At 58.6% G+C, this 20,443-nt stretch carries 19 protein-coding genes; 9 read left to right on the forward strand and 10 right to left on the reverse strand.

Going from position 1 to position 20,443, the window contains the following annotated elements:
* Positions 1-9 precede the first annotated feature (9 nt).
* The 5 genes from A3OQ_RS0103195 to secA all read right to left on the reverse strand — a co-directional run bounded on the left by A3OQ_RS0103195 (position 10) and on the right by secA (position 6,579).
* Positions 10-2,256 carry a primosomal protein N' gene (locus tag A3OQ_RS0103195; protein ID WP_020173911.1) on the reverse strand — a complete coding sequence of 749 codons (2,247 nt, stop codon included), beginning with the start codon at positions 2,254-2,256 and terminating at the stop codon, positions 10-12.
* Between the two features lie 32 nt (positions 2,257-2,288).
* The gene (locus A3OQ_RS0103200) at positions 2,289-2,624 is read right to left on the reverse strand and encodes a hypothetical protein (protein WP_020173912.1); all 336 of its coding nucleotides are present in this window, start codon (positions 2,622-2,624) and stop codon (positions 2,289-2,291) included.
* A 174-nt stretch (positions 2,625-2,798) separates the two neighbouring features.
* Positions 2,799-2,966, reverse strand: a complete 168-nt coding sequence (locus A3OQ_RS24610; RefSeq protein WP_020173913.1) for a hypothetical protein — start codon at positions 2,964-2,966, stop codon at positions 2,799-2,801.
* A 266-nt stretch (positions 2,967-3,232) separates the two neighbouring features.
* Positions 3,233-3,505 carry a hypothetical protein gene (locus A3OQ_RS0103210; protein ID WP_020173914.1) on the reverse strand — a complete coding sequence of 91 codons (273 nt, stop codon included), beginning with the start codon at positions 3,503-3,505 and terminating at the stop codon, positions 3,233-3,235.
* A gap of 257 nt (positions 3,506-3,762) precedes the next feature.
* Positions 3,763-6,579, reverse strand: coding sequence for a preprotein translocase subunit SecA (secA, locus tag A3OQ_RS0103215; protein ID WP_026595449.1), 2,817 nt, complete (start codon positions 6,577-6,579; stop codon positions 3,763-3,765).
* A 657-nt stretch (positions 6,580-7,236) separates the two neighbouring features.
* On the opposite strand from secA, the gene A3OQ_RS0103220 reads away from it, so the two are divergent.
* The 5 genes from A3OQ_RS0103220 (at position 7,237) to lepA (ending at position 12,316) form a co-directional block, all read left to right on the forward strand.
* The gene (locus A3OQ_RS0103220; RefSeq protein ID WP_020173916.1) at positions 7,237-8,163 is read left to right on the forward strand and encodes a peptidylprolyl isomerase; all 927 of its coding nucleotides are present in this window, start codon (positions 7,237-7,239) and stop codon (positions 8,161-8,163) included.
* Positions 8,164-8,326: 163 nt separating this feature from the next.
* Positions 8,327-9,559, forward strand: a complete 1,233-nt coding sequence (gene argJ, locus A3OQ_RS0103225) for a bifunctional glutamate N-acetyltransferase/amino-acid acetyltransferase ArgJ (RefSeq protein ID WP_020173917.1) — start codon at positions 8,327-8,329, stop codon at positions 9,557-9,559.
* A complete protein-coding gene (gene mutT / locus A3OQ_RS0103230) occupies positions 9,556-9,960 on the forward strand; it encodes an 8-oxo-dGTP diphosphatase MutT (RefSeq protein ID WP_020173918.1) in 405 nt (134 codons plus the stop codon). Before argJ ends, mutT begins: the two co-directional genes overlap by 4 nt.
* A 160-nt stretch (positions 9,961-10,120) precedes the next feature.
* Positions 10,121-10,345 carry a hypothetical protein gene (locus A3OQ_RS0103240; RefSeq protein ID WP_020173920.1) on the forward strand — a complete coding sequence of 75 codons (225 nt, stop codon included), beginning with the start codon at positions 10,121-10,123 and terminating at the stop codon, positions 10,343-10,345.
* Positions 10,346-10,510: 165 nt separating this feature from the next.
* Positions 10,511-12,316 (forward strand): translation elongation factor 4, encoded by a 1,806-nt coding sequence (gene lepA / locus A3OQ_RS0103245; RefSeq protein WP_020173921.1) that lies wholly within the window; start codon positions 10,511-10,513, stop codon positions 12,314-12,316.
* A 1-nt stretch (position 12,317) separates the two neighbouring features.
* Here lepA and A3OQ_RS0103250 read toward each other — a convergent pair whose 3' ends face one another.
* On the reverse strand, positions 12,318-13,094 hold the full coding sequence (locus A3OQ_RS0103250) for a hypothetical protein (protein WP_020173922.1): 777 nt from the start codon (positions 13,092-13,094) through the stop codon (positions 12,318-12,320).
* Positions 13,094-13,519 (reverse strand): Panacea domain-containing protein, encoded by a 426-nt coding sequence (locus tag A3OQ_RS0103255; protein ID WP_244427084.1) that lies wholly within the window; start codon positions 13,517-13,519, stop codon positions 13,094-13,096. Before A3OQ_RS0103255 ends, A3OQ_RS0103250 begins: the two co-directional genes overlap by 1 nt.
* Positions 13,520-14,109: 590 nt before the next feature.
* Between A3OQ_RS0103255 and A3OQ_RS24270 the strand changes: the two genes are divergently transcribed.
* Positions 14,110-14,472: a hypothetical protein gene (locus tag A3OQ_RS24270; RefSeq protein ID WP_020173924.1), complete on the forward strand. Its 363-nt coding sequence runs from the start codon at positions 14,110-14,112 to the stop codon at positions 14,470-14,472.
* 564 nt (positions 14,473-15,036) lie between these two features.
* Here the strand turns inward: A3OQ_RS24270 and A3OQ_RS0103270 are convergent.
* The 3 genes from A3OQ_RS0103270 to A3OQ_RS23340 form a co-directional block, all read right to left on the reverse strand.
* Entirely contained in the window at positions 15,037-15,408 is a 372-nt protein-coding gene (locus A3OQ_RS0103270; protein ID WP_020173926.1) for an SWIB/MDM2 domain-containing protein, read from the reverse strand.
* A 441-nt stretch (positions 15,409-15,849) separates the two neighbouring features.
* Positions 15,850-17,088: an argininosuccinate synthase gene (locus A3OQ_RS0103275; protein ID WP_020173927.1), complete on the reverse strand. Its 1,239-nt coding sequence runs from the start codon at positions 17,086-17,088 to the stop codon at positions 15,850-15,852.
* Between the two features lie 32 nt (positions 17,089-17,120).
* Positions 17,121-17,804: a phosphatase PAP2 family protein gene (locus tag A3OQ_RS23340; protein WP_161607293.1), complete on the reverse strand. Its 684-nt coding sequence runs from the start codon at positions 17,802-17,804 to the stop codon at positions 17,121-17,123.
* A gap of 223 nt (positions 17,805-18,027) precedes the next feature.
* Here A3OQ_RS23340 and A3OQ_RS0103285 point away from each other — a divergent pair, with 223 nt between their 5' ends.
* The 3 genes from A3OQ_RS0103285 to A3OQ_RS0103295 all read left to right on the forward strand — a co-directional run bounded on the left by A3OQ_RS0103285 (position 18,028) and on the right by A3OQ_RS0103295 (position 20,349).
* Positions 18,028-18,468, forward strand: coding sequence for an SMI1/KNR4 family protein (locus A3OQ_RS0103285; RefSeq protein WP_161607294.1), 441 nt, complete (start codon positions 18,028-18,030; stop codon positions 18,466-18,468).
* Positions 18,469-18,673: 205 nt separating this feature from the next.
* The gene (locus tag A3OQ_RS0103290; protein WP_020173930.1) at positions 18,674-19,456 is read left to right on the forward strand and encodes a HesA/MoeB/ThiF family protein; all 783 of its coding nucleotides are present in this window, start codon (positions 18,674-18,676) and stop codon (positions 19,454-19,456) included.
* A 284-nt stretch (positions 19,457-19,740) separates the two neighbouring features.
* A complete protein-coding gene (locus A3OQ_RS0103295) occupies positions 19,741-20,349 on the forward strand; it encodes a hypothetical protein (protein ID WP_152428306.1) in 609 nt (202 codons plus the stop codon).
* Positions 20,350-20,443: the final 94 nt, after the last annotated feature.

The raw sequence follows: 20,443 nt of genomic DNA on the forward strand, positions 1-20,443 counted from the left end.
CCGCCGCGCTCACAGAAAACTCTGCGGATCGACATCGACCGCGACGCGTACGCCGCCGCGCTCCGGCGGCCCGGCCTTCAAAAGCGCACGCAAAAAGCTCTGAAGATCGACCGGTTTCGGCGCCCGCACCAAAAGCCGGAAGCGGTGCTTGCCGCGAATGACGGCAATCGGCGCCTCCGCCGGACCCAAAAGCACGATGTCTTTTTCATCCGGCAGGCCGCCGGCAGGTGCGAGCGGCCATTCGCCTTTGCGCGCGAGATCGTAAGCGGCAAAAGCCAAAGCCCTTGCATGCGTTTCAGCGGACGCGCGATCCTTGCCCGAGACGATCAGCGCCGCGAGCCGCCCGAAGGGCGGCAGGCCACCGCGCCGCCGCTGCTCGGTTTCTTCCGCATAAAAGCGTTCCGCATCGCCGGAAATCAGCGCGCGGATCACCGGATGCTCCGGCTGCCAGGTTTGCACCAAAGCGCGGCCGGGCCGCTCCGCGCGGCCGGCGCGGCCCGTCACCTGTTGCAGCAATTGAAAGGTGCGTTCTGCGGCGCGGGGATCGCCCGTCGAAAGGCCGATATCGGCATCGATCACGCCGACCAAAGTGAGCTGCGGAAAATGATGGCCTTTGGCCACGAGCTGCGTACCGATGATGATATCGCAGGAACCCGCCGCGATATCTTCGAGCTCGCGCCGCAGCCGTTCGGTGCCGCCAGGAAAATCGGACGAGAGCACGAGCACTCGCGCGTCCGGGAAAAGCTCCGCCACTTCCTCGGCCAGCCGCTCAATGCCAGGGCCGCAAGCGGTAAGCGAATCGACCGCTTCACATTCGGGGCATTGATCGGGGCGGCGTTCGACATGGCCGCAATGATGGCAGACCAGCGCCTTGCGGAAGCGGTGATCGACGAGCCAGGCCGTGCAATTCGGGCATTGAAAGCGATGGCCGCAGGCCCGGCACAGAGTCAAAGGTGCATAGCCGCGCCGGTTCAGAAACAAAAGCACCTGTTCGCCTTGCGCCAGGGTCTCTTCGACAGCATGAGCGAGACGCGGCGAGATCCATTTGCCGCGCGGCGCCGCCTCCTTGCGCAGATCGACGGCCGCGATCTCGGGCATGGCGCGGCGGGCGTAACGCGATTTCAGCGTGAGGTGCCGGTAGCGGCCCTGTTCGGCATTGACGCGCGTCTCGATCGACGGCGTCGCCGAAGCCAGCACGACGGCGGCTTTTTCGATCTGGCCGCGCACCACCGCCATGTCGCGTGCGTGATAGGTCACGCCGTCGTCCTGCTTATAGGCCGCCTCATGTTCTTCATCGACGATGATAGTGGCGAGATCGTTGAACGGCAGAAACAAAGCCGAGCGTGCGCCAGCCACGACCTTGACCTCGCCTGCCGCGACGCCTGCCCAGATGCGGGCGCGTTTGCGCGACGGCACGCCCGAATGCCATTCGGCCGGCCTTGCGCCGAAGCGGGCCTCGAACCGGTTGAGGAATTGCGCGGTCAACGCGATTTCCGGCATCAGGATCAAGGCCTGCCGGCCTTCCCTCAAAGCCGCCGCTATGGCTTCGAAATAGACTTCCGTCTTGCCGGAGCCCGTCACGCCTTCGAGCAATGTGACGGAAAAGCTTTTGTCTTTGACCGCGGCTGCGAGTTCGTCCGCGGCCGCCTTCTGCGCGGCTTCAAGATGCGGCGGCGCGTAGTCCGGATCGCATGGCAAAGCCACGGGATCGGGCGGCAAAGCGATCGCCTCCAGCGTCCCTTCATCAATGAGCGAATCAATCACGCCGGTGGAGCAAGCCGCCGCCTCGGCCAAGGCGGATTTTAAAAAAGCGAGGCCGCCCTCGGCCGCCGCGATCACGCGCGTACGTGCAGGTGTCAGGCGTTGCGGCGGCGGCCCGGCAAGCCGCACGCCAACGCGGACTTTCTCAGGCCCTGCTTGAAAGGCCGCGCCGATCGCCATGCGCAAAACCATGCCGCGCGGGCTCAAGGTCCAGCGCGCCACCCAATCGACGAACTGCCGCAGCGTGTCGCGCAGGGGCGCGATGTCGAAAAGCGATTCGATGCTTTTGAGATTGGAGCCGGCGCCTTTGCGAATCTGCCAGACGACGCCGACCGTCTGTTTCGTGCCAAGCGGCACATCGACGACATCGCCCGGCGCCACATCGAGATGCGCCGGGATGCGATAGGTGTAAAGCATGTCGATCGCGACCGGCACGAGGACATCGGCGACCGCCTCGTCCACCCCCGCCCGCATCGCCTTGCTCTTGCCGTTCATGGCAAGGTTAGATCATGTTTTCAAAGAGCGGATCAAATTTTTTGCCGCTGATCGGCCCACTGCAGCCTTCTGGTTTGCCCATTGAGCCAAAGCCCCAAGGCAGCCAAGGGGAAGGCCACAACCCAAAGACAGAAGACGAAAAGAAAAGGGCCGCCGAATGCGCCCGTAAATAGAATGCTGGCCGCGTCAAAACCAGAGATGCGCGTGCCGAGATTCGGATCCTGCAACAGCAGGTAGAAACCGAATAGGAAGAAACCGAGAGGCGGCAGGAAGAAGGAGATCAAAGCTCCGCGCAGGCCGAACAGGATCGGAATCAAAAGATATAATGTGAGGAATAGAGCAAGTCCGATCCAGGGATTCATCGTCATTCGCGTCTCCCAAGCTTCGCGGGACTCTATCTCGCGGCGGGATTTACGCAAAGAGCGATGCGCAATTTATGAATGGAAGCAAAAAAGCCAACAGCCTCCGGAGGGGGGTCGCTCCGGAGGCTGCCGCCTTTCCTTTCGCCGTCGGGGAAAACCAGCGAAATGAAGCTCTAAAACTTAGCGGCAAATGCCGAGGTGGCAGACGCCTTTCTGTGCGGTGGCCGCGGCTGCGGCCGTGACCGTGTTCAAGGGTTGCGTCCAGCTTGACGGCGCGACGGCGCAAAAGCCTGCACCCAAGGTGAAGACAACGAGCAGCGCGATGAAAGACTCGCGAAATTCGATCATGGCTCCCTCCTCACCTTGCGCACGCGGACCTGTGCGAAACCCGATGAGGAGAATGTAGCCTGCGCTTGGTAAGCCGACTGTGTGCGACCGCACGCGGCAATTTAACGATTGCTCGAATTTTTGAATACGTGTTTCAGCGTACGTGCCGCTGTGTAAAAGCGGAGTCTAAAACGCCGAAGGCCTCCGGAACCTTTGGGTTCCAGAGGCCTCGACTGGCGCTGCCGGTGGGAGAGCCCCCGGCGGCAACGTCTCAAACCATCGGCGAATTAACGGCAGACGCGCGTGTGGCCAATGATGTTGCCGTAGACATCGACGACGGCCGTGCGATAGCAGCCATAGCCGTAGCCATAACCATAATAGGGGTTCGCGGCAGCGGAGGTCGCAGCGATCGCGAGGCCGGTCGCGGCGGCGGCGCCGGCAAGGCCCCAACCGAAGGGGTGATAGCCCCAAGCCGAAGCCGGGGTGGAGGTGGCGGCAATGCCCGTGCCGAGAGCGGCGACGGCGAGCGTGACGGCAAGGGTTTTGCGGAAATTGATCATCGTATCTCTCCTCAGAATGTTTCGCCGGGGGGATGTCGTTCGGCGATGAAGAGAACCTAATCGATGGCCAGAACCGTCGCTGTGCGCGAGCACACAAGAAATTCGAATCGAAAAGCGACCGATAATGCTAGTGCGAAAGACCTAGGTCTTTCGCATGCGTCGGACGTCCGTCAACGTCCGATTACGTCTGCGATGTTTTGGGATCAGGCTTTCTTCCATCGCATGATCTTATCCGAAAAGTCTGCAACTTTTCGGGATCATGCTATCTGACCGTGGCAATGTTTGAACTTCTTGCCCGAACCGCACGGACATGGCTCGTTGCGGCCAACCTTGCCCCAGGTCGAGGGATCGTCAGCATCGCGCGATAGCGTCGCGACGCCGCCATTATCCTGCGCGGTCAAAGGCGGAAAATTTTGCGAGCCGTAATCCCGCGCCTCAGGCAATGCGCCTTGACCGACGAAAGCGGATTCGGGTGAGCCATCCATTGCCACCTGCATCGGCGGACCGGCATTGGCAGACGGCTCGAAGGCCACTTCGAGATGAGTCAATTGCGCCGTCGTTACTTCGCGCAAATGCGTGATCAATTCGTCGAAAAGCTCGAAAGCTTCCGACTTATATTCGTTCAAGGGATCGCGCTGCGCGAGACCGCGCCAGCCGATCACCTGGCGCAGATGATCGAGCGTGACGAGATGTTCGCGCCATAGATGGTCGAGCACTTGCAGGACCACCTGCTTTTCGAAATAGCGCATCAGGTCGGGCGTATTTTTCTCGACCCTCGCCACATAGGATTCATCCGCGAGCTTCGTCAGGCGCTCATGCATCTCATCGTCGGTGATACCCTCTTCCTTGGCCCAATCGGCCAAAGGCAACACGAGATTGAGAGCCGAATCGATGCCTTTGGTCAGGCCTTCGATGTCCCAAGCTTCCGGGTAGGCATCGCGCGGAACATATTTCGTGACGAGATCTTCGACCACGCCGTGACGCATGTCGTCGATCATTTCTTCGAGCGAGTCCTGCGCCATCATTTCGCGGCGCTGCTCGAAGACGACCTTGCGCTGGTCGTTCATTACGTTGTCGTATTTCAAAATATTCTTGCGCATGTCGAAGTTGCGGGCTTCGACTTTCTGCTGCGCCTTTTCCAAGGCCTTGTTGATCCACGGATGGACGATCGCCTCGTCTTCCTGGAGGCCGAGCTTGACCAGCATGCCTTCCATCCGGTCGGATCCGAAGATCCGCATCAGATCGTCCTTGAGCGACAGGAAGAATTTCGAGCGGCCCGGATCGCCCTGGCGGCCCGCGCGGCCGCGGAGCTGATTGTCGATGCGGCGGCTTTCGTGGCGTTCGGTACCGACGATATAAAGCCCGCCCGCGGCCTTGGCCTGCTCGCGGAAGGCTTCGACCTCGGCGCGGATCTCGGCTTCCTTGGCCTCGCGTTCCGGACCTTCGGGAATGCTCGCGCATTCCTGCAAGACACGCATTTCGACATTGCCGCCGAGCTGAATGTCGGTGCCGCGACCGGCCATATTGGTCGCCACCGTGATCGCGCCGGGCACGCCCGCTTCGGCAACGATATAGGCTTCCTGCTCGTGGAAGCGCGCATTCAACACCGTGAAGAATTTCGACGGTTTGCCGGCGCGGGCTGCCGCGTAAAGTTTCTGCAAGGCTTGCGGCTCGGTCACGTCGAGGAGCCTATAGCCCTGCTTCAGAAGAAACTCGCCAAGCTGTTCGGATTTCTCGATCGAGGTCGTGCCAACGAGCATAGGCTGCATCTTCTCGCCGGCCGCTTCGATCTCGCGCACGATGGCGCGCAGCTTCTCTTCATGCGTGCGATAGACTTCGTCGTCTTCGTCTTTGCGCTGCACCGGCCGATTGGTCGGGATTTCGACGACGTCGAGCTTGTAGATCTCGGCAAATTCATTGGCTTCGGTCGAAGCCGTGCCGGTCATACCCGCGAGTTTTTTGTAGAGACGGAAATAATTCTGGAAGGTGATCGAGGCGAGCGTCACATTCTCCGGCTGCACCTGGACATGTTCCTTCGCTTCCAGGGCCTGATGCAGGCCTTCGGAATAGCGGCGGCCCGGCATCATGCGGCCGGTGAATTCGTCGATGATTACCAATTCGCCGTTGCGGACGATGTAATCCTTGTCGAGCTGAAACAGCTTATGCGCCCGCAACGCCTGGTTGACGTGATGAACCAGCGTCACATTGGCGGCCTCATAGAGCGAGCCTTCCGTCAACACGCCCACGTCGCGCAGCAATTCTTCCATATGCTCGTTGCCGACTTCGGTCAGATTGACCGACCGCTGCTTTTCGTCGAGATCGTAATCCTCGCGCGTCAGGCGCGGGATGATCACGTCGACGGCATTGTAGAGGTCGGACTTATCGTCCGATGGGCCGGAAATGATCAAAGGCGTGCGGGCTTCGTCGACGAGGATCGAATCGACCTCATCTACAATCGCGAAATTATGCCCGCGCTGCACCATCTGCCCGAGCTCATATTTCATATTGTCGCGCAGATAGTCGAAGCCGAACTCGTTGTTCGTGCCATAGGTGATATCGGCGGCGTACCCCGCACGGCGCTCGTTATCGTCTATGCCGTGAACGATGATGCCGAACGAAAGTCCCAGGAACTTATAGACCTGACCCATCCATTCGGCGTCGCGGCGGGCGAGGTAATCATTGACGGTGACGACATGCACGCCCTTGCCCGGCAGGGCATTGAGATAACAGGCGAGCGTCGCGACCAGCGTCTTGCCTTCGCCCGTCCGCATTTCGGCGATGGCACCTTCGTGCAAAACCATGCCGCCGATGAGCTGGACATCGAAATGGCGCTGGCCGAGCACGCGGCGCGCCGCTTCGCGCACAGTGGCAAAAGCCGGAACGAGCAGGTCGTCGAGGGCTGCGCCTTGCGCCAGCGCGTCGCGAAACATTTGGGTGCGCCCGGCGAGCTCATCGTCCGAGAGTTTGAGCATCTCCGGTTCGAGCGCGTTGATGGCGGCGACTTTCGGCCTGTATCCCTTGAGGCGCCGGTCATTGGCCGAACCGAAAATCTTTTTGGCGAGCGTGCCTAACAACATCAAGCAAGACCTTTTCGGACCCTTGAGGGGCCGCAGCACTGGGTTAACGTGGGGAGCCTGAACCCGAAGAAGCCTCGAGTTTTAGGCCGATGCGCCGGAGCGAATTATGGCCGGAAGGACGCCGTCTGGCCAAGCGCCGCCGCCGGCACGGGGAAATGCCCTATACCATGCCTTGCCGGAGGCGCTGACCAGATACCGTTCTTCCCTTGGCCGAACTTTGCCCGGCGCCCTACAAATGTGCAGGCAGGGCCACTCCTGCAAGGCGGCAGACGGGCCTAAAGAGAGCGGTAAAAAGGGGATTTGCATGTCCTGACAAGGGTTAAGGAAGCAAGACCGTTGCGGGAGGAATCTGCCCCGGTTCCATTGCTCCAGCCTGCGGTGTAATCTGGGTTTTATCCTTATCCTGCCCATTCGAGCAAATTTAAGCCCAACTCTTCTCCCAAGCCCTGCAAATGATGTAGCCTTTCATTGAAAGTTACGTCAAAGCCCTGCAGCCCGTTGCGGCACCGCCCCTTGACCCCGTGACAGCGCTGATCCGACACTCATCTGAAAGACATATAATATTCGTATTTTCCCGCCGGTTTTTGCCGGCCGGCAATGACAGTCTCGGAACCTGACCTTCGTGGGGTTTCTTCAGCCCGGAGTATATGAGGTATGATTATGATGAAACCCCAACGTGCGATTGTGCTTGGTCTTGCTTGGGCATTTCTTTCGACCGGCATGATCCACGCCACGGCCGCCGATCCGGCCGCGCCCGCGCCCAAGGTCCTCGCCACGGTCAACGGCAAGACGATCACCGAGGAAGATCTGAAGCTCGCCATGGAAGACCTCGGCGCGAGCCTGCCGCAGCAGCTTAAGGGGAAGGCGCGCGAGACCTATGTGCTTGACTATCTCATCGACGGTCAGCTCGTCGTCCAGAAGGCGCTCGCCGACAAACTGGATAAGACCCCGGATTTTACCGAAAAGCTCTCCTATCTCCGCGACAAGGCCTTGATGGACGTTCTTCTCAGCGATGTCGCCAAGGCCGCGACGACCGATGAGGCTTTGCACAAGACCTATGACGAGGCGGCCGCGGCGCAAAAGCCCGAGACCGAGATTCACGCCCGCCACATTCTGGTCGCCACCGAAGCCGACGCGCAGGCCGCCTTGAAACGGGTGAAGGCCGGCGAGGATTTCGCCAAAGTTGCAAAGGACGTGTCGAAAGATCCGGGCTCGGAAGGCGGCGACCTCGGCTGGTTCACCAAGGACCGCATGGTGCCGGAATTCGCCGATGCCGCCTTCAAACTGGAGCCGGGACAGATTTCCGATCCGGTGAAGAGCCAATTCGGCTGGCACATCATCCAGGTCGAGGATAAGCGCCAGAAGAGCTTCCCGCCCTTCGACCAAGTGAAGGATCAGCTCGTGCGCTATGTCGTGCAGAAGGCGCAAAGCGAGATGATCGTCAAATTGCGCGACGCCGCCAAAATCGAGCGCGCCGACGCCGAGCCCGCTCCGGGCGAGGCGCCGCCTGCCGGCAAATCGTCGGCGACCGATCCTGCGAAGCCCGCAGGCGATGCGCCCAAGCCCGCCACCGGCAAATAGGCGCTTGCCTGCAAACAGCATTGAAGCCTCGGCGTCTCGCCGGGGCTTTTTTGTGCTTTATGGCGAAACTTGAAACCCTTGTCTTGACGCAGATGCGCTGCGCCCGGCAAATCGCGCCTGCCTCTCACGCCGTAGAGCGCTCATTCCGCTCTGGAAGAAACCTATGACCTCTCCTTTCGCGCCGACCGAATTTCCACCGATCCCGCCCATCGAGGGCGTGCGCTTTGCGACGGGCGCTGCCGGAATCCGCTATAAGGAGCGAACCGACGTGATGCTGGCGCTCTTCGACAAGGGCACGCAGGTGGCGGGCGTCTTCACAAAGTCGAAATGCCCCTCCGCTCCCGTCGATTGGTGCCGCGCCAAGCTCAAGGGCGGCAAGGCGCGCACGCTTGTCGTGAATTCCGGCAATGCCAATGCCTTTACCGGCAAGACAGGCGCCGAGGCCGTGAAATTCACCGCCGCGCTCGCCGCCAAAGCCACGGGCGCACCGGCATCCGAGATTTTTCTCGCCTCGACGGGCGTCATCGGCGAGCCGCTCGATGCCGGCAAATTCGACGGCGTACTCGACAGGCTCGCGGAGGCGGCGTCGCCGGAGGGCATGCTCGAAGCGGCCAAGGCCATCATGACGACCGACACCTATCCGAAGGTCGCAACCGCCAAGGCCGAGATCGGCGGCGTCGAGGTGACGATCGCCGGCATGGCCAAAGGCGCCGGCATGATCGCGCCCGACATGGCAACCATGCTCGCCTTTCTTTTCACCGACGCGCCGATCGATGCCGAAGCTTTGCAAGTGCTGCTCGCCAAGGCTGTGCCTGGCTCCTTCAACGCGATCACCATCGACAGCGATACCTCGACCTCCGACACGCTTTTGCTGTTTGCGACGGGTGCGGCCAAAAAGCGCGGCGCACCGCGGATCACCGAGCCCTCAGACCGCCGCCTCGCGTCGTTCAAGACGGCCTTGCAGAAGGTCTGTCTCAATCTCGCGCATCAGATCGTCAAGGACGGCGAAGGCGCCCGGAAATTCGTCGAGATCGCGGTCGAAGGCGCGGCCAGCGCCGGCGCAGCCAAGAAGATCGCACTGTCGATCGCCAATTCGCCGCTGGTGAAGACGGCGATCGCCGGCGAAGACGCAAATTGGGGCCGTATCGTCATGGCGATCGGCAAGGCCGGTGAAAAAGCCGAACGCGATAAGCTTGCCATCTGGTTCGGCAATATCCGCGTCGCCCACAAAGGCTTGCGCGACCCGAAATATGACGAAGCCGAGGTATCGGCCAAGATGCGCCTGCCGGAAATCGAGATCAAAGTCGATCTCGGCCTCGGACGCGGAAAGGCAACGGTCTGGACCTGCGACCTGACCAAAGAATATGTCGCCATCAACGGCGACTACCGGTCTTGACCAAGCTCCTTCTCGTCGTCGCCGTCGCGCTCATCGATGCCGACGGGCGGATCCTTCTCAGCCAAAGGCCGGAAGGCAAGGCGCTGGCCGGGCTTTGGGAATTTCCGGGCGGCAAAGTCGAGGAAGGCGAGCGGCCCGAACATGCGCTCATCCGGGAATTGCAAGAAGAATTAGGCATTAAAGTCGAGGAGGCATGCCTCGCGCCGCTCGTTTTCGCGAGCCATGCCTATCCGGATTTTCATTTGCTGATGCCGCTTTATGTGTGCCGGCGCTGGAGCGGCACAGTCTCAGGGCGGGAAGGACAAGCTTTGAAATGGGTGCGCCCGCATGACCTGCGCGCCTATCCCATGCCGCCCGCCGATGCACCGCTGATCCCGGCGCTCATGGATCTTTTACCCTAAGTGAAACACCGCGGGAGAAATCCGCTGCACCGATGGAACAAATCAGGCTTTTTTTGGTTTTCGTTACGCTTGTAGAAACCAAGCATGACCTTCACCCCGGCACAGCAAACCTGATCCAGTCGAAGAAAAGGGAAGCCCCGACGCACCTAAGTTTGAAGTGATGACCGATCTTTCGAAAATCGATATTACCAAGGTACGCCGTCCGATGCGCCACGATGAACGCTCCGCACCCAAATTGGAACGCGCTGATCTCAACCGCTCCTGCCAAGGGCAGACTCTGCCCAGTCAGCTCGGTCATCGCCTGCGGACTGTCTACGTCGCGCCCGAAACGCAGGGCGACGCGTTTGAGTCGCTGTTGAAGCAGATTTCCAGCGTTCTTCCCTAGAGCGGGCGGGGCGGCGCTTATTTGCGCCTCGCCAAAGCCTCTTGTCATCATTATCTCTTGTGAGCTGCACGGTTCGGAAAGCGATCCGCGCGGTTTTCCTTTGTGCTTTCAAACACTCGGCGGGCTCGCCTTTCCTTCCCGTGCTCCGCCTGCTATGCGCAACCCATGACCACCCAGAAAATCGACGCGATCCGCAACTTTTCCATCGTCGCCCATATCGACCATGGCAAATCGACCTTGGCCGACCGCCTGATCCAGGCGACAGGCACCGTCGCCGAGCGTGACATGGTCGAGCAGGTGCTCGATTCCATGGATATCGAGCGCGAGCGCGGCATCACCATCAAAGCCCAGACTGTGCGGCTCGACTATAAGGCGCAGGACGGCAAGACCTATATCCTGAACCTCATGGATACGCCCGGCCACGTCGACTTCGCTTATGAGGTCTCGCGGTCGCTTGCCGCCTGCGAGGGTTCGCTGCTGGTTGTCGACGCGAGCCAGGGCGTCGAGGCTCAGACGCTCGCCAATGTCTATCACGCGCTCGACGCCGGCCATGAGATCGTGCCGGTCTTGAACAAGATCGATCTGCCCGCCGCCGAGCCGGAGCGAATCAAGCAGCAGATCGAAGATGTCATCGGCATCGATGCGTCGGAGGCCGTTCTGATCTCGGCCAAGACCGGGCTCAATATCGACCAGGTGCTGGAGGCGATCGTCCATCGCCTGCCGCCGCCGCAGGGCGACGCGACCGCGCCCTTGAAGGCGCTCCTCGTCGATTCCTGGTACGACGCCTATCTCGGCGTCGTCGTGCTCGTGCGGATCATCGACGGCTCGCTCAAGAAGCATCAGAAGATCAAGATGATGGGCACCGATGCCCATTATGAGGTGGATCGCGTCGGCATCTTCCGGCCGAAAATGATCGAGACCGCCGAGCTCGGCCCGGGCGAGATCGGCTATATCACGGCTCAGATCAAGCAGGTCGCCGATACGCGCGTCGGTGATACGATCACCGACGAGAAAAAGCCCTGCACTGAGGCATTGCCCGGCTTCAAGCCGGCGCAGCCGGTCGTCTTCTGCGGATTGTTTCCGGTCGATGCCGCCGATTTCGAGGATCTGCGCGCCGCCATCGGGCGGCTGCGCCTCAACGACGCGAGCTTTTCCTATGAGATGGAGAGTTCGGCCGCGCTCGGCTTTGGCTTTCGCTGCGGCTTTCTCGGCCTCCTCCATCTCGAAATCATCCAGGAGCGGCTGGCGCGTGAGTTCAATCTCGACCTCATCGCGACGGCGCCATCGGTCGTCTACAAGATCATCCTGCGCGACGGCACCACGCTCGAAATGCACAATCCGGCGGATATGCCCGACCCTTCTCGCATCGAGAAGATCGAGGAGCCCTGGATCCGCGCGACGATCCTGACGCCGGACGATTATCTCGGTGCAGTCTTGAAGCTCTGTCAGGATAGGCGCGGCATTCAGGTCGATCTGAACTATGTCGGCAAGCGCGCCATGGCCGTCTACGACCTGCCGCTCAACGAAGTGGTGTTCGATTTCTACGACCGGCTGAAATCGATCTCCAAAGGCTATGCGAGCTTCGACTATAATCTCACCGATCACCGCGAAGGCGATCTCGTGAAAATGTCGATCCTCGTCAATGCCGAGCCGGTCGATGCGCTTTCGATGCTCGTCCACAAAGACCGCGCCGAGGCCCGCGGCCGCGCCATGGTCGAGAAGCTGAAGGACCTGATCCCGCAGCACATGTTCCAGATCCCGATTCAGGCGGCGATCGGCGGCAAGGTCATCGCGCGCGAAACGATCCGCGCCATGCGCAAGGACGTGACCGCCAAATGCTATGGCGGCGACGCGACCCGCAAGCGCAAGCTGTTGGAAAAGCAGAAGGCCGGCAAGAAGAAGATGCGGCAGTTCGGCAAGGTCGAAATCCCGCAGGAGGCTTTTATCGCGGCGCTGAAGATGGATGATTAGCTTAAAATAGGTTGCCTTGTCCTCCACCGCCGGGTGGTGGAGGATCGTCGGGATCCTCTTTGGTCGCCTTCCAATCCTGCGCTCGTTGGCGCAAGTCTCGCAAAACTATATCGCGAGCCAAGAGAAAAATTTCGATAGCCTCGTCGACTTCAGATTGCGCCAACTGTTCATAGTCAGCTCGATGCCAAATTTCGACTTGACGCTCATAATCCTTGTCACCTTGAATTTTCGGAAAAAACAAAACTTCAGCCGGAGAGGTTTGGAAGTCGGTCAATGATAGGAAAGCGTCTTCGTACACGGTCATCAAAAGACGGCGCTGAAATAAGGAGAAAGGCAAACTACTCCAACCACAAACAAAAACCGGCAAAAACTGTCCGCCTTCGCGGATGATCGATAAGGGGGCGACAGGAACCAGAATGTCGCGCGAAACCCTATAATGCCCTTTGTCAAAGGTGATCGGGTTATCACTTTTATACTGCCTAGCGTCGTCGTAATCGAAGAATGCCTCAACAAGCGTCTTGTTAGACTCACGGCCAGCAGGAGCGCCCCGCTTTGATACGGTCGAAATCGCGGTAAGGCGATCAATGCCTAATTCGATACGATCCTTAATACTGGCATAGCCTGTTTGATAGGTGAACGGCGGTCGACCAAAGGCCCACTTCGATATCGCCCTTGCGGTTTTTAAGGGGTCGTCACATACAAACCTGACCCAGTTAGGCCCTGCGGGCGGGTGGTCAAGCTTAAGTATCATCTTTAAGAAGGGGTTTTGGTTAGCCATCAGTGCCTCAGAGACTGCCTGTACCAGTTCAAGACGACTTCATCCGATATTCTCATAGAGGAGTTGACGCGTCCTTGGTGGTTCCACACGCGGTCCCAAGGCCCTCCCTTTTCGTGCGATAAAGTCACCAATTGGCTCGCAGATAAGCGCACGTATTCAGCGGCAACCTTACGCAAAAACGACTCTTCTTCGTGCGACAGCACGGCGATGCAGACTTCGGATAGACCCGTTCCAGCGTCGATCCTTGTGGCCTGTGTAGTAATCGGGTTGTCTCCGAATCCTTTGAACGAGTGATAAACCTCACGAAAAACCGGCCCTAACTTCCACGCTTCTATCTTGGCGCTAACGAGCGGGCGGCCGAATTGCACTAAATAATATGCGTGCAAGAAATAGATAATCTTGTTGATCGACAGATTATCAAGCAAACGCCCTTCCTGTTTAGCACAGTCAAGGACCCAATTTGCTATGGCGCGTACATCATGGCCCATATACAAAAATACCGATTTCTTGTCACGGCTGATAGCCAGGATCCTCCCAATATCCTCACAATCCACCGTGTTGCAAAAAATTGATCCGATTCATCGAAAAGGAAGTTGCCGAATCAACAGCGAGGAGAGATGCGCCAGTTGGGTAAGGCCGAAATCCCCGCGGAAAGCCCTTATCGCGGCGATGAAGATGGATGATTGAGCATAAAGTACATTCGTCAGAGAAGTTACTCGTAGCCTATTTTTACCCCCATTTTAAGAACGACTCCATACTGTCTCCAAAGCTAAGTGAGCGCAACACAGGAGCTCATACCATCCGTAGTAGATGGCCGACTGCCTCTACCAACGTTGTAACTGGAAATGTTTTGAGGCCGTTTGCGAATGGATGCCTCCGGCGGATTGATACTTGCGATGCACTCACAACTGAATACCCATCGCGTTAAATTGCCAAAGACAAGAAAGAAACTTATCATTTACGCCCAGCCCTCGGGCCGGAGATTTTTGAAATTCATTTTTAAAGGAGAACAAAGATGGCTATTCCGGTGAATCATACCGACCAACTAGTGATCGACCTTGATGCAGCGGACGATCGAATGGAAGTGCTTGTCAACGGCAATCTAGTCGATTCTCTTAATGTTGGTGAACCCGCAAAGACTCATAATCTTCTTACAGATTTTAAACCCGGACTGAACGTCGTGAGCGTCGTTGGCATAGATACGCAAATCCCACATCGTTCAGTGGGTTATCGCGTAGTAAAGACCACGCTAGGTGCAGATCATTCAAAAATTGAAGTGATCGTGTGGCAAGATCACGAAGAACAAACCAATGGTCCGGGTGATGGCTCCCCGCATGGCGTTTGGTATCAGAGGCAAAATGAATTCGAGCTCGTGTAATTGCGAAGATTCGATCTGAGGCATGGGAGAAGCCGAGTTCCGGCAAGGTCGAAATCCCGCAGGAGGCCTTTATCGCCGCTCTGAAGATGGATGATTGAGGGTGCGCTTAAAGTCTCAAACGCGTCATGGCCGGGAGAAGCTCTCGGCTATCCGCGTACGGCTATAACGGTGCCCTGGCAGGGCCTATCAGATTTCACCATTCATCTGTCGGCGGAATTTTCGGCGAGGCGGATATGCTTTCGTCAAGGATGGCCCTTCGGGCCACCGCCTTCGGCGGCGCATCGAAGATGCGTCCTTGACGAAAGCGATCCGCTCGCCATGCTCGCCACCAAGAGATGTATGGCGGTCTTTGAATGAGGCTTGAGGCTAAGCGGATTCAGAGAATGAGGCGCATGCCTCTCAACCGTCATGCGCGGTCCCCGGATCAAGTCCGGGGATGACCCGCGCATCCAGGAACGTGGGCCGTCGCGAGGCGCAATTCCCAACCATCTTCGCGTGGATGCCCGGCTCAAGGCCGGGCATGACGAGACGTTGGAAATCGAGGCAAGACGCGCGGGTGCTGGCTTATTTCAAATGTTTCGCGAGGTGCTTGTTCATTTCGAACATGGTCACCTTGGGAACGCCAAACACCGCCTGGAGCTTGTCGTCGGCCAAGATCTCGCGCTTGTTAGCTTCGTTCTGAAGCTTGTGCTTCTTGATATATTCCCACACCTTGCTCACGACTTCCGTGCGCGGCAGCGGAGCGGCGCCGACAACGGCGGCGAGTTCCTTCGACGGCGTCAAAGGCTTTGTGAAAGCGCTTTGGGTTGCCGGCTTCTTGGCGGCGGCCTTTTTCGGCGCAGCCTTTTTGACAGGAGCTTTCACAGCAGCCTTTTTCGGGGCGGCCTTCGCGGGCGCGGCCTTTTTCGCCGGCGCTTTCTTGGGTGCACTTACCATCGTCTCCCTCCGAGTCATCCCGCGCTCAATGCCGCGCAGACGTAGGAAAATAGATTCAGCGTCCGGGCTTGATCGTCGGGTCCGGAAACCGGCCCCTAGAGCATCTTAAACTTAGGGCATGCCTGGCGCGAAAAACCGCGGACACTTTTTCGCAGCATGCCCTAAGCCGTTCAACCATCGCTCACGCGGAGGGGATCGATGGTTCGCTCTCAAGATTTTCGCCAAGCCCTTAAACTGCGAAAATCCAGGAACGCGACGACGAGATCTTCGCCGCGCCACCCGATGACTGAGCCCGATAAACCAGCGCGTGCTGGCCGGGCTCTGCGCTCAATGACGCTGCGATCACTCAACGCTACAGATTTCTCGATAAATGTCATGAGAAAATCGGCGCTTTGAACGAAAAGCTGGAGATAGAATCCGCCAAGCCACGCCTGCGGAACGTTAACCAGGCGCGCGCTTGGCCCGCTTGGCGAGGGTCCGAAGCCGCAAAGCGTTGAGCTTGATGAAGCCCGCGGCGTCTTTATGATCATATGCGACCGCGCCCTCTTCGAAGGTCACAAGGTCTTGATCATAAAGGGAAAGTGGGCTGCTGCGACCGACAACGTAAACGCCGCCTTTATAGAGCTTGAGGCGCACCCGGCCGGAGACGTAGGTCTGGCTCTTGTCGATCAAAGCCTGCAGCATCTCCCGCTCGGGGGAGAACCAAAATCCATTGTAGATAAGTTCGGCGTAGCGCGGCATCAGCTCGTCTTTGAGGTGCGCGGCGCCCCTGTCGAGCGTGATTGATTCGATTCCGCGGTGGGCCATGAGGAGAATCGTGCCCCCCGGGGTCTCATACATGCCGCGTGATTTCATCCCCACGAATCGGTTTTCGACGAGGTCGAGCCGGCCGATGCCGTTGTCGCGGCCGAGCTGATTGAGCGCGGTCAGCAAGGTCGCAGGCGACATGACCTGGCCGTCAATCGCGACCGGATCGCCCTTGATGAACTCGATCTCGATGAAGGTCGGCTTGTCCGGCGCGTCCTCCGGCGAGATCGTCCTGGAATAGACATAATCCGGCACGTCCAGCGCCGGATCCTCGAGGACTTTGCCCTCCGAGGAGGCATGCAGAAGATTGGCATCGACCGAAAACGGCGCTTCGCCCTGCTTGTCCTTGGCGATCGGGATCTGATTTTGCTCGGCGAAAGCCAGAAGCGCCGTGCGCGAGGCGAATTCCCATTCGCGCCAGGGCGCGATGACCTTGATCTCCGGCTCGAGCGCATAATAGGAGAGCTCGAACCGGACCTGATCATTGCCCTTGCCGGTCGCGCCATGCGCCACCGCGTCGGCCCCCACCTGCCGTGCGATTTCGATCTGTTTCTTGGCGATCAAGGGCCGCGCGATCGAGGTGCCGAGCAGATACAGCCCTTCATATTCCGCATTGGCGCGAAACATCGGGAAGACGTAATCGCGGACGAACTCCTCGCGGAGATCCTCGATGAAAATATGTTCCGGCTTGATGCCGAGGAGCAGCGCCTTATCCCGCGCGGGCCCCAATTCCTCCCCCTGGCCGAGATCGGCGGTGAAGGTCACGACCTCGCAGCCATAATTGGTCTGCAGCCATTTCAGGATGATCGAAGTATCGAGCCCCCCGGAATAAGCGAGAACAACCCGTTTCACATCTTGTTTTTGCTGCGGCATTTCAAACTCTAATTACGCCCCCGGAGTCTCGACTATAAAGGCGCGGGGTCCTCCTGCAAACCTGTCTTGGCTTCTGTCACATGAGGTAAAGAGCGCCGCCGCGTCGCATACCAAACCCCGATCGTCGTCAGCCCCATGGCAAGCCCGCTGAAAAGAACGTCGGATAAAAAATGCGCGCCGACCGCCATGCGCGAAGCGCCAGTCGCGGCGCCGAACAGAATCGCGGCGGCCAGCGCAACCCCGCGCAACGGCGGCGGGGCCAGGGCCGCCGGCGCCATCGTCCAAAAGGAAGCGGCCGTTTCTCCCGACGGGAAGGAGCAATTCTTCACGCAGTCGCCGTCCGCCCGATAAAACGGCCGGAACGCCGAAGCGCCGCCGAACGATTGCACATGCACCGGACGCGGGCGGTGAAAATGCGCCTTGAAGACCTCGTTGACGAGGAGACCGGGGCCAAGCGCCAGAGACAGGCTGAGAAAAATCACGCTGCGATGGCTTAAAGTGAGGTGTTTTGGCACCACACGCGCCAGGCCGGCGAGATAAAGCAGGATCACGCCGCCATAGATCAGAAAGGGCAAAAGCGATGCGAACGCGCGAAAAACCCGCATTTCCGGCGTCGCGCCGATGAAATGGCCGGGCGCTAGAGCGGGATGCGAAAAAGTGGATGCCGGTTTTTCGCTAAAATCCCGCTCTAAATTATTAGAATCGATCACGTTCATGATTTTGGATCGGTTCGATCCAAAATCATCGTGATCTGTGAAAAACAAGGCCGCCGAGGCCAGATCGAGCCCGGGCCGGATGGCGAGCAAGGCAAGCCCGGAACTTGCTAGCAATAGGCCTGAGACAATGAGTGTTTTCAGGCCGGTTTGGCGCCGTCTTTCTTCTTGAGCTACGAACGGCATCAAACGCGCCTCAGACGAGATGATGGTTATGAGTTTTGAAATGAGCGATGTCGGCGTCCTGCTGACGGAAAAACAGATCGAACGCGTCGAACGCGACCTCGACGTGAAACTGCCGGAAGACTACCGGAGCTTTCTGCTCCGCACCAATGGCGGCAAGCCGCGTCCCGATTTTTTCCCGGTTCAGGGCCATAAAACCATATCCTCCGGCAGGGTGGAGCAGGTTTTTGGCCTCGCCCGCCCGGTAAAAGAGAGCAATATCGATTGGAATTATAAGAATCTCATCGGGCAATTGCCGAATTATCATTTCCCGATCGCCGCCGCGACGGAAGGCGACATGGTCACCCTGTCGCTCGGAAAATTGGACGAAGGCCGGATCTATTACTGGATACGGGCCGAATATAATGTCACGGGCGATAATGAAGCCTATTTCGTCGCGGGGAATTTCACCAAATTCCTGGACTCGCTTTACGCGGTTTCGTGATCAAGAGCTCCCCGCACCTACCGCCCTCACCCTGAGGAGCGCTCCGCAGGAGCGCGTCTCGAAGGGCGAGGGCTATCGAGCTCTTGGCCCATCCTTCGAGACGGCCCTTTCAGGGCCTCCTCAGGATGAGGGGCGTTCCGGGCGGCGGCGTCTTCAAGATCAAGAAATCATGGCGCAGAGGAACCTGCGTGCCTAAATAGCCTCCATGTTCTCAAAGGAAGAAGTCGAGCGCTACGCGCGCCATATCGTGCTCCGCGATGTCGGCGGCCCCGGCCAGCAAAAGCTGAAAAACGCCCGCGTTCTCATCGTGGGCGCGGGCGGGCTCGGTTCGCCGCTGATCCAATATCTCGCCGCAGCCGGTGTCGGCGAGATCGGCGTCGTCGATGACGACGAGGTCTCGCTCTCCAATCTGCAGCGCCAGGTTCTGCACGGCACGGGCGACATTGGCCGCGCCAAGGTCCTGAGCGCGGCGGATGCCGTCACCCGGCTGAACCCCAATGTGCGGTTCACATCGTTCAAGACCCGGCTCGATGCGACAAACGCGGCGGAGATTATCCGCGGCTTCGATCTCGTCGCCGACGGATCGGATAATTTCGAGACGCGCTATCTCACAGCCGACACGTGCTTTTATGAAAAGAAGCCGCTCGTGACGGCGGCCGTCGGAGCGTTTGATGGATCGCTCACGACCTTGCGGCCGTTTGAAAAATCCGCCAATGGCGAACCGAACCCGACCTATCGCTGTCTCTTCCCTGCGCCGCCGCCGCCCGGCACCGTGCCCGCCTGCGCCGAGGCCGGCGTGCTCGGCGCCCTGACCGGGCTGCTTGGCACGATGATGGCGCTGGAAGTCATCCGCGAGATCGTCGGCTTCGGCGAAGGGCTTGTCGGGCGGCTCGTGCTGGTCGATGCGCTATCGATGCGCTTCGAGACGCTCACCTATGGCTGGGACAAGGACAACCCGCTGAATGGGGCGGGGATGAAGGGCGGGTGACACAAGGCAAGCATTGTAAACAAGCTTGCCAGAGATAAAGTGACTGCCGCTCCTTCTCATGACATTGGCAGCAATTGGATGCGAAGCTATCCAAATAAGAGATGTTTGAGCCTCTTGTTGGCTTTTTTTGCTTTGGTAAGTTCGACTCAGCTATGGGCCGGTCAGCAAACCGAAAACCAGCAGAGTGCACAAAATATAATACTGCACGCATCGACCGCTCCACCAGCCGTTTTGAGCAATCGTGGCAATGACGAAAAGGATGCAAACGACGAAGGAACCGAGTTTTGGCCTCCGATCCGTGGGGTACGGCTGAAAATAACGGACACCGCCCTCGCCATTTTCACTGCATTGCTTTTTTTCGCTACTCTAGGTGTCTCTGGCTTGCCACCCGAAAATTGGTGAGAGATGCTAGCGAGAGCAGCAAAACAGAGTTACGTGCTTACGTCTCGATCGCTGATAAGGGCGCCCTTTTTCTGCAATCCGAACTCAACAAACACACCATAAGCGTCTCAGTGGTGCTCGAAAATGCAGGGAAGACCCCCGGCAAAAATTTCTCTACATGGTTTGGAGGAGGCTTTTACCCATCGGAATCCGTGCCTTTTCCGGCCGAATCCAAGCGACTTAGTGAGCGAGTCAATAGCTCCATCATCGGGGCCGGAGCGACAGTAAATATTATTCCTGAGCCAATGATCCTTAATGACTTTGAGTTTCAAGAACTGATCCACGGCTCCAAAGCAATTTTCCTCTGGGGAGGTGCCGATTACACTGATGTGTTCGGACATCAGCAAAGTTTTTTCTTCCGAATGAAGATGACAGGCAAGCCCATTAATATTGGTAATGGAATGATCGGGTGGCATCTCACACCCCATCCCTTGGGTTACCAGATGAGCTAACAATAACGCGCATCACGCCCGCCACCCTTAGTCACTAATTTCCTTTCGGAATCAGGGCGTGATTGCCTCGCGGCAAGCTTGTGGCGTTTGGCTC

It is taken from the genome of Methyloferula stellata AR4, from assembly GCF_000385335.1.
Taxonomy (GTDB): Bacteria; Pseudomonadota; Alphaproteobacteria; order Rhizobiales; family Beijerinckiaceae; genus Methyloferula; species Methyloferula stellata.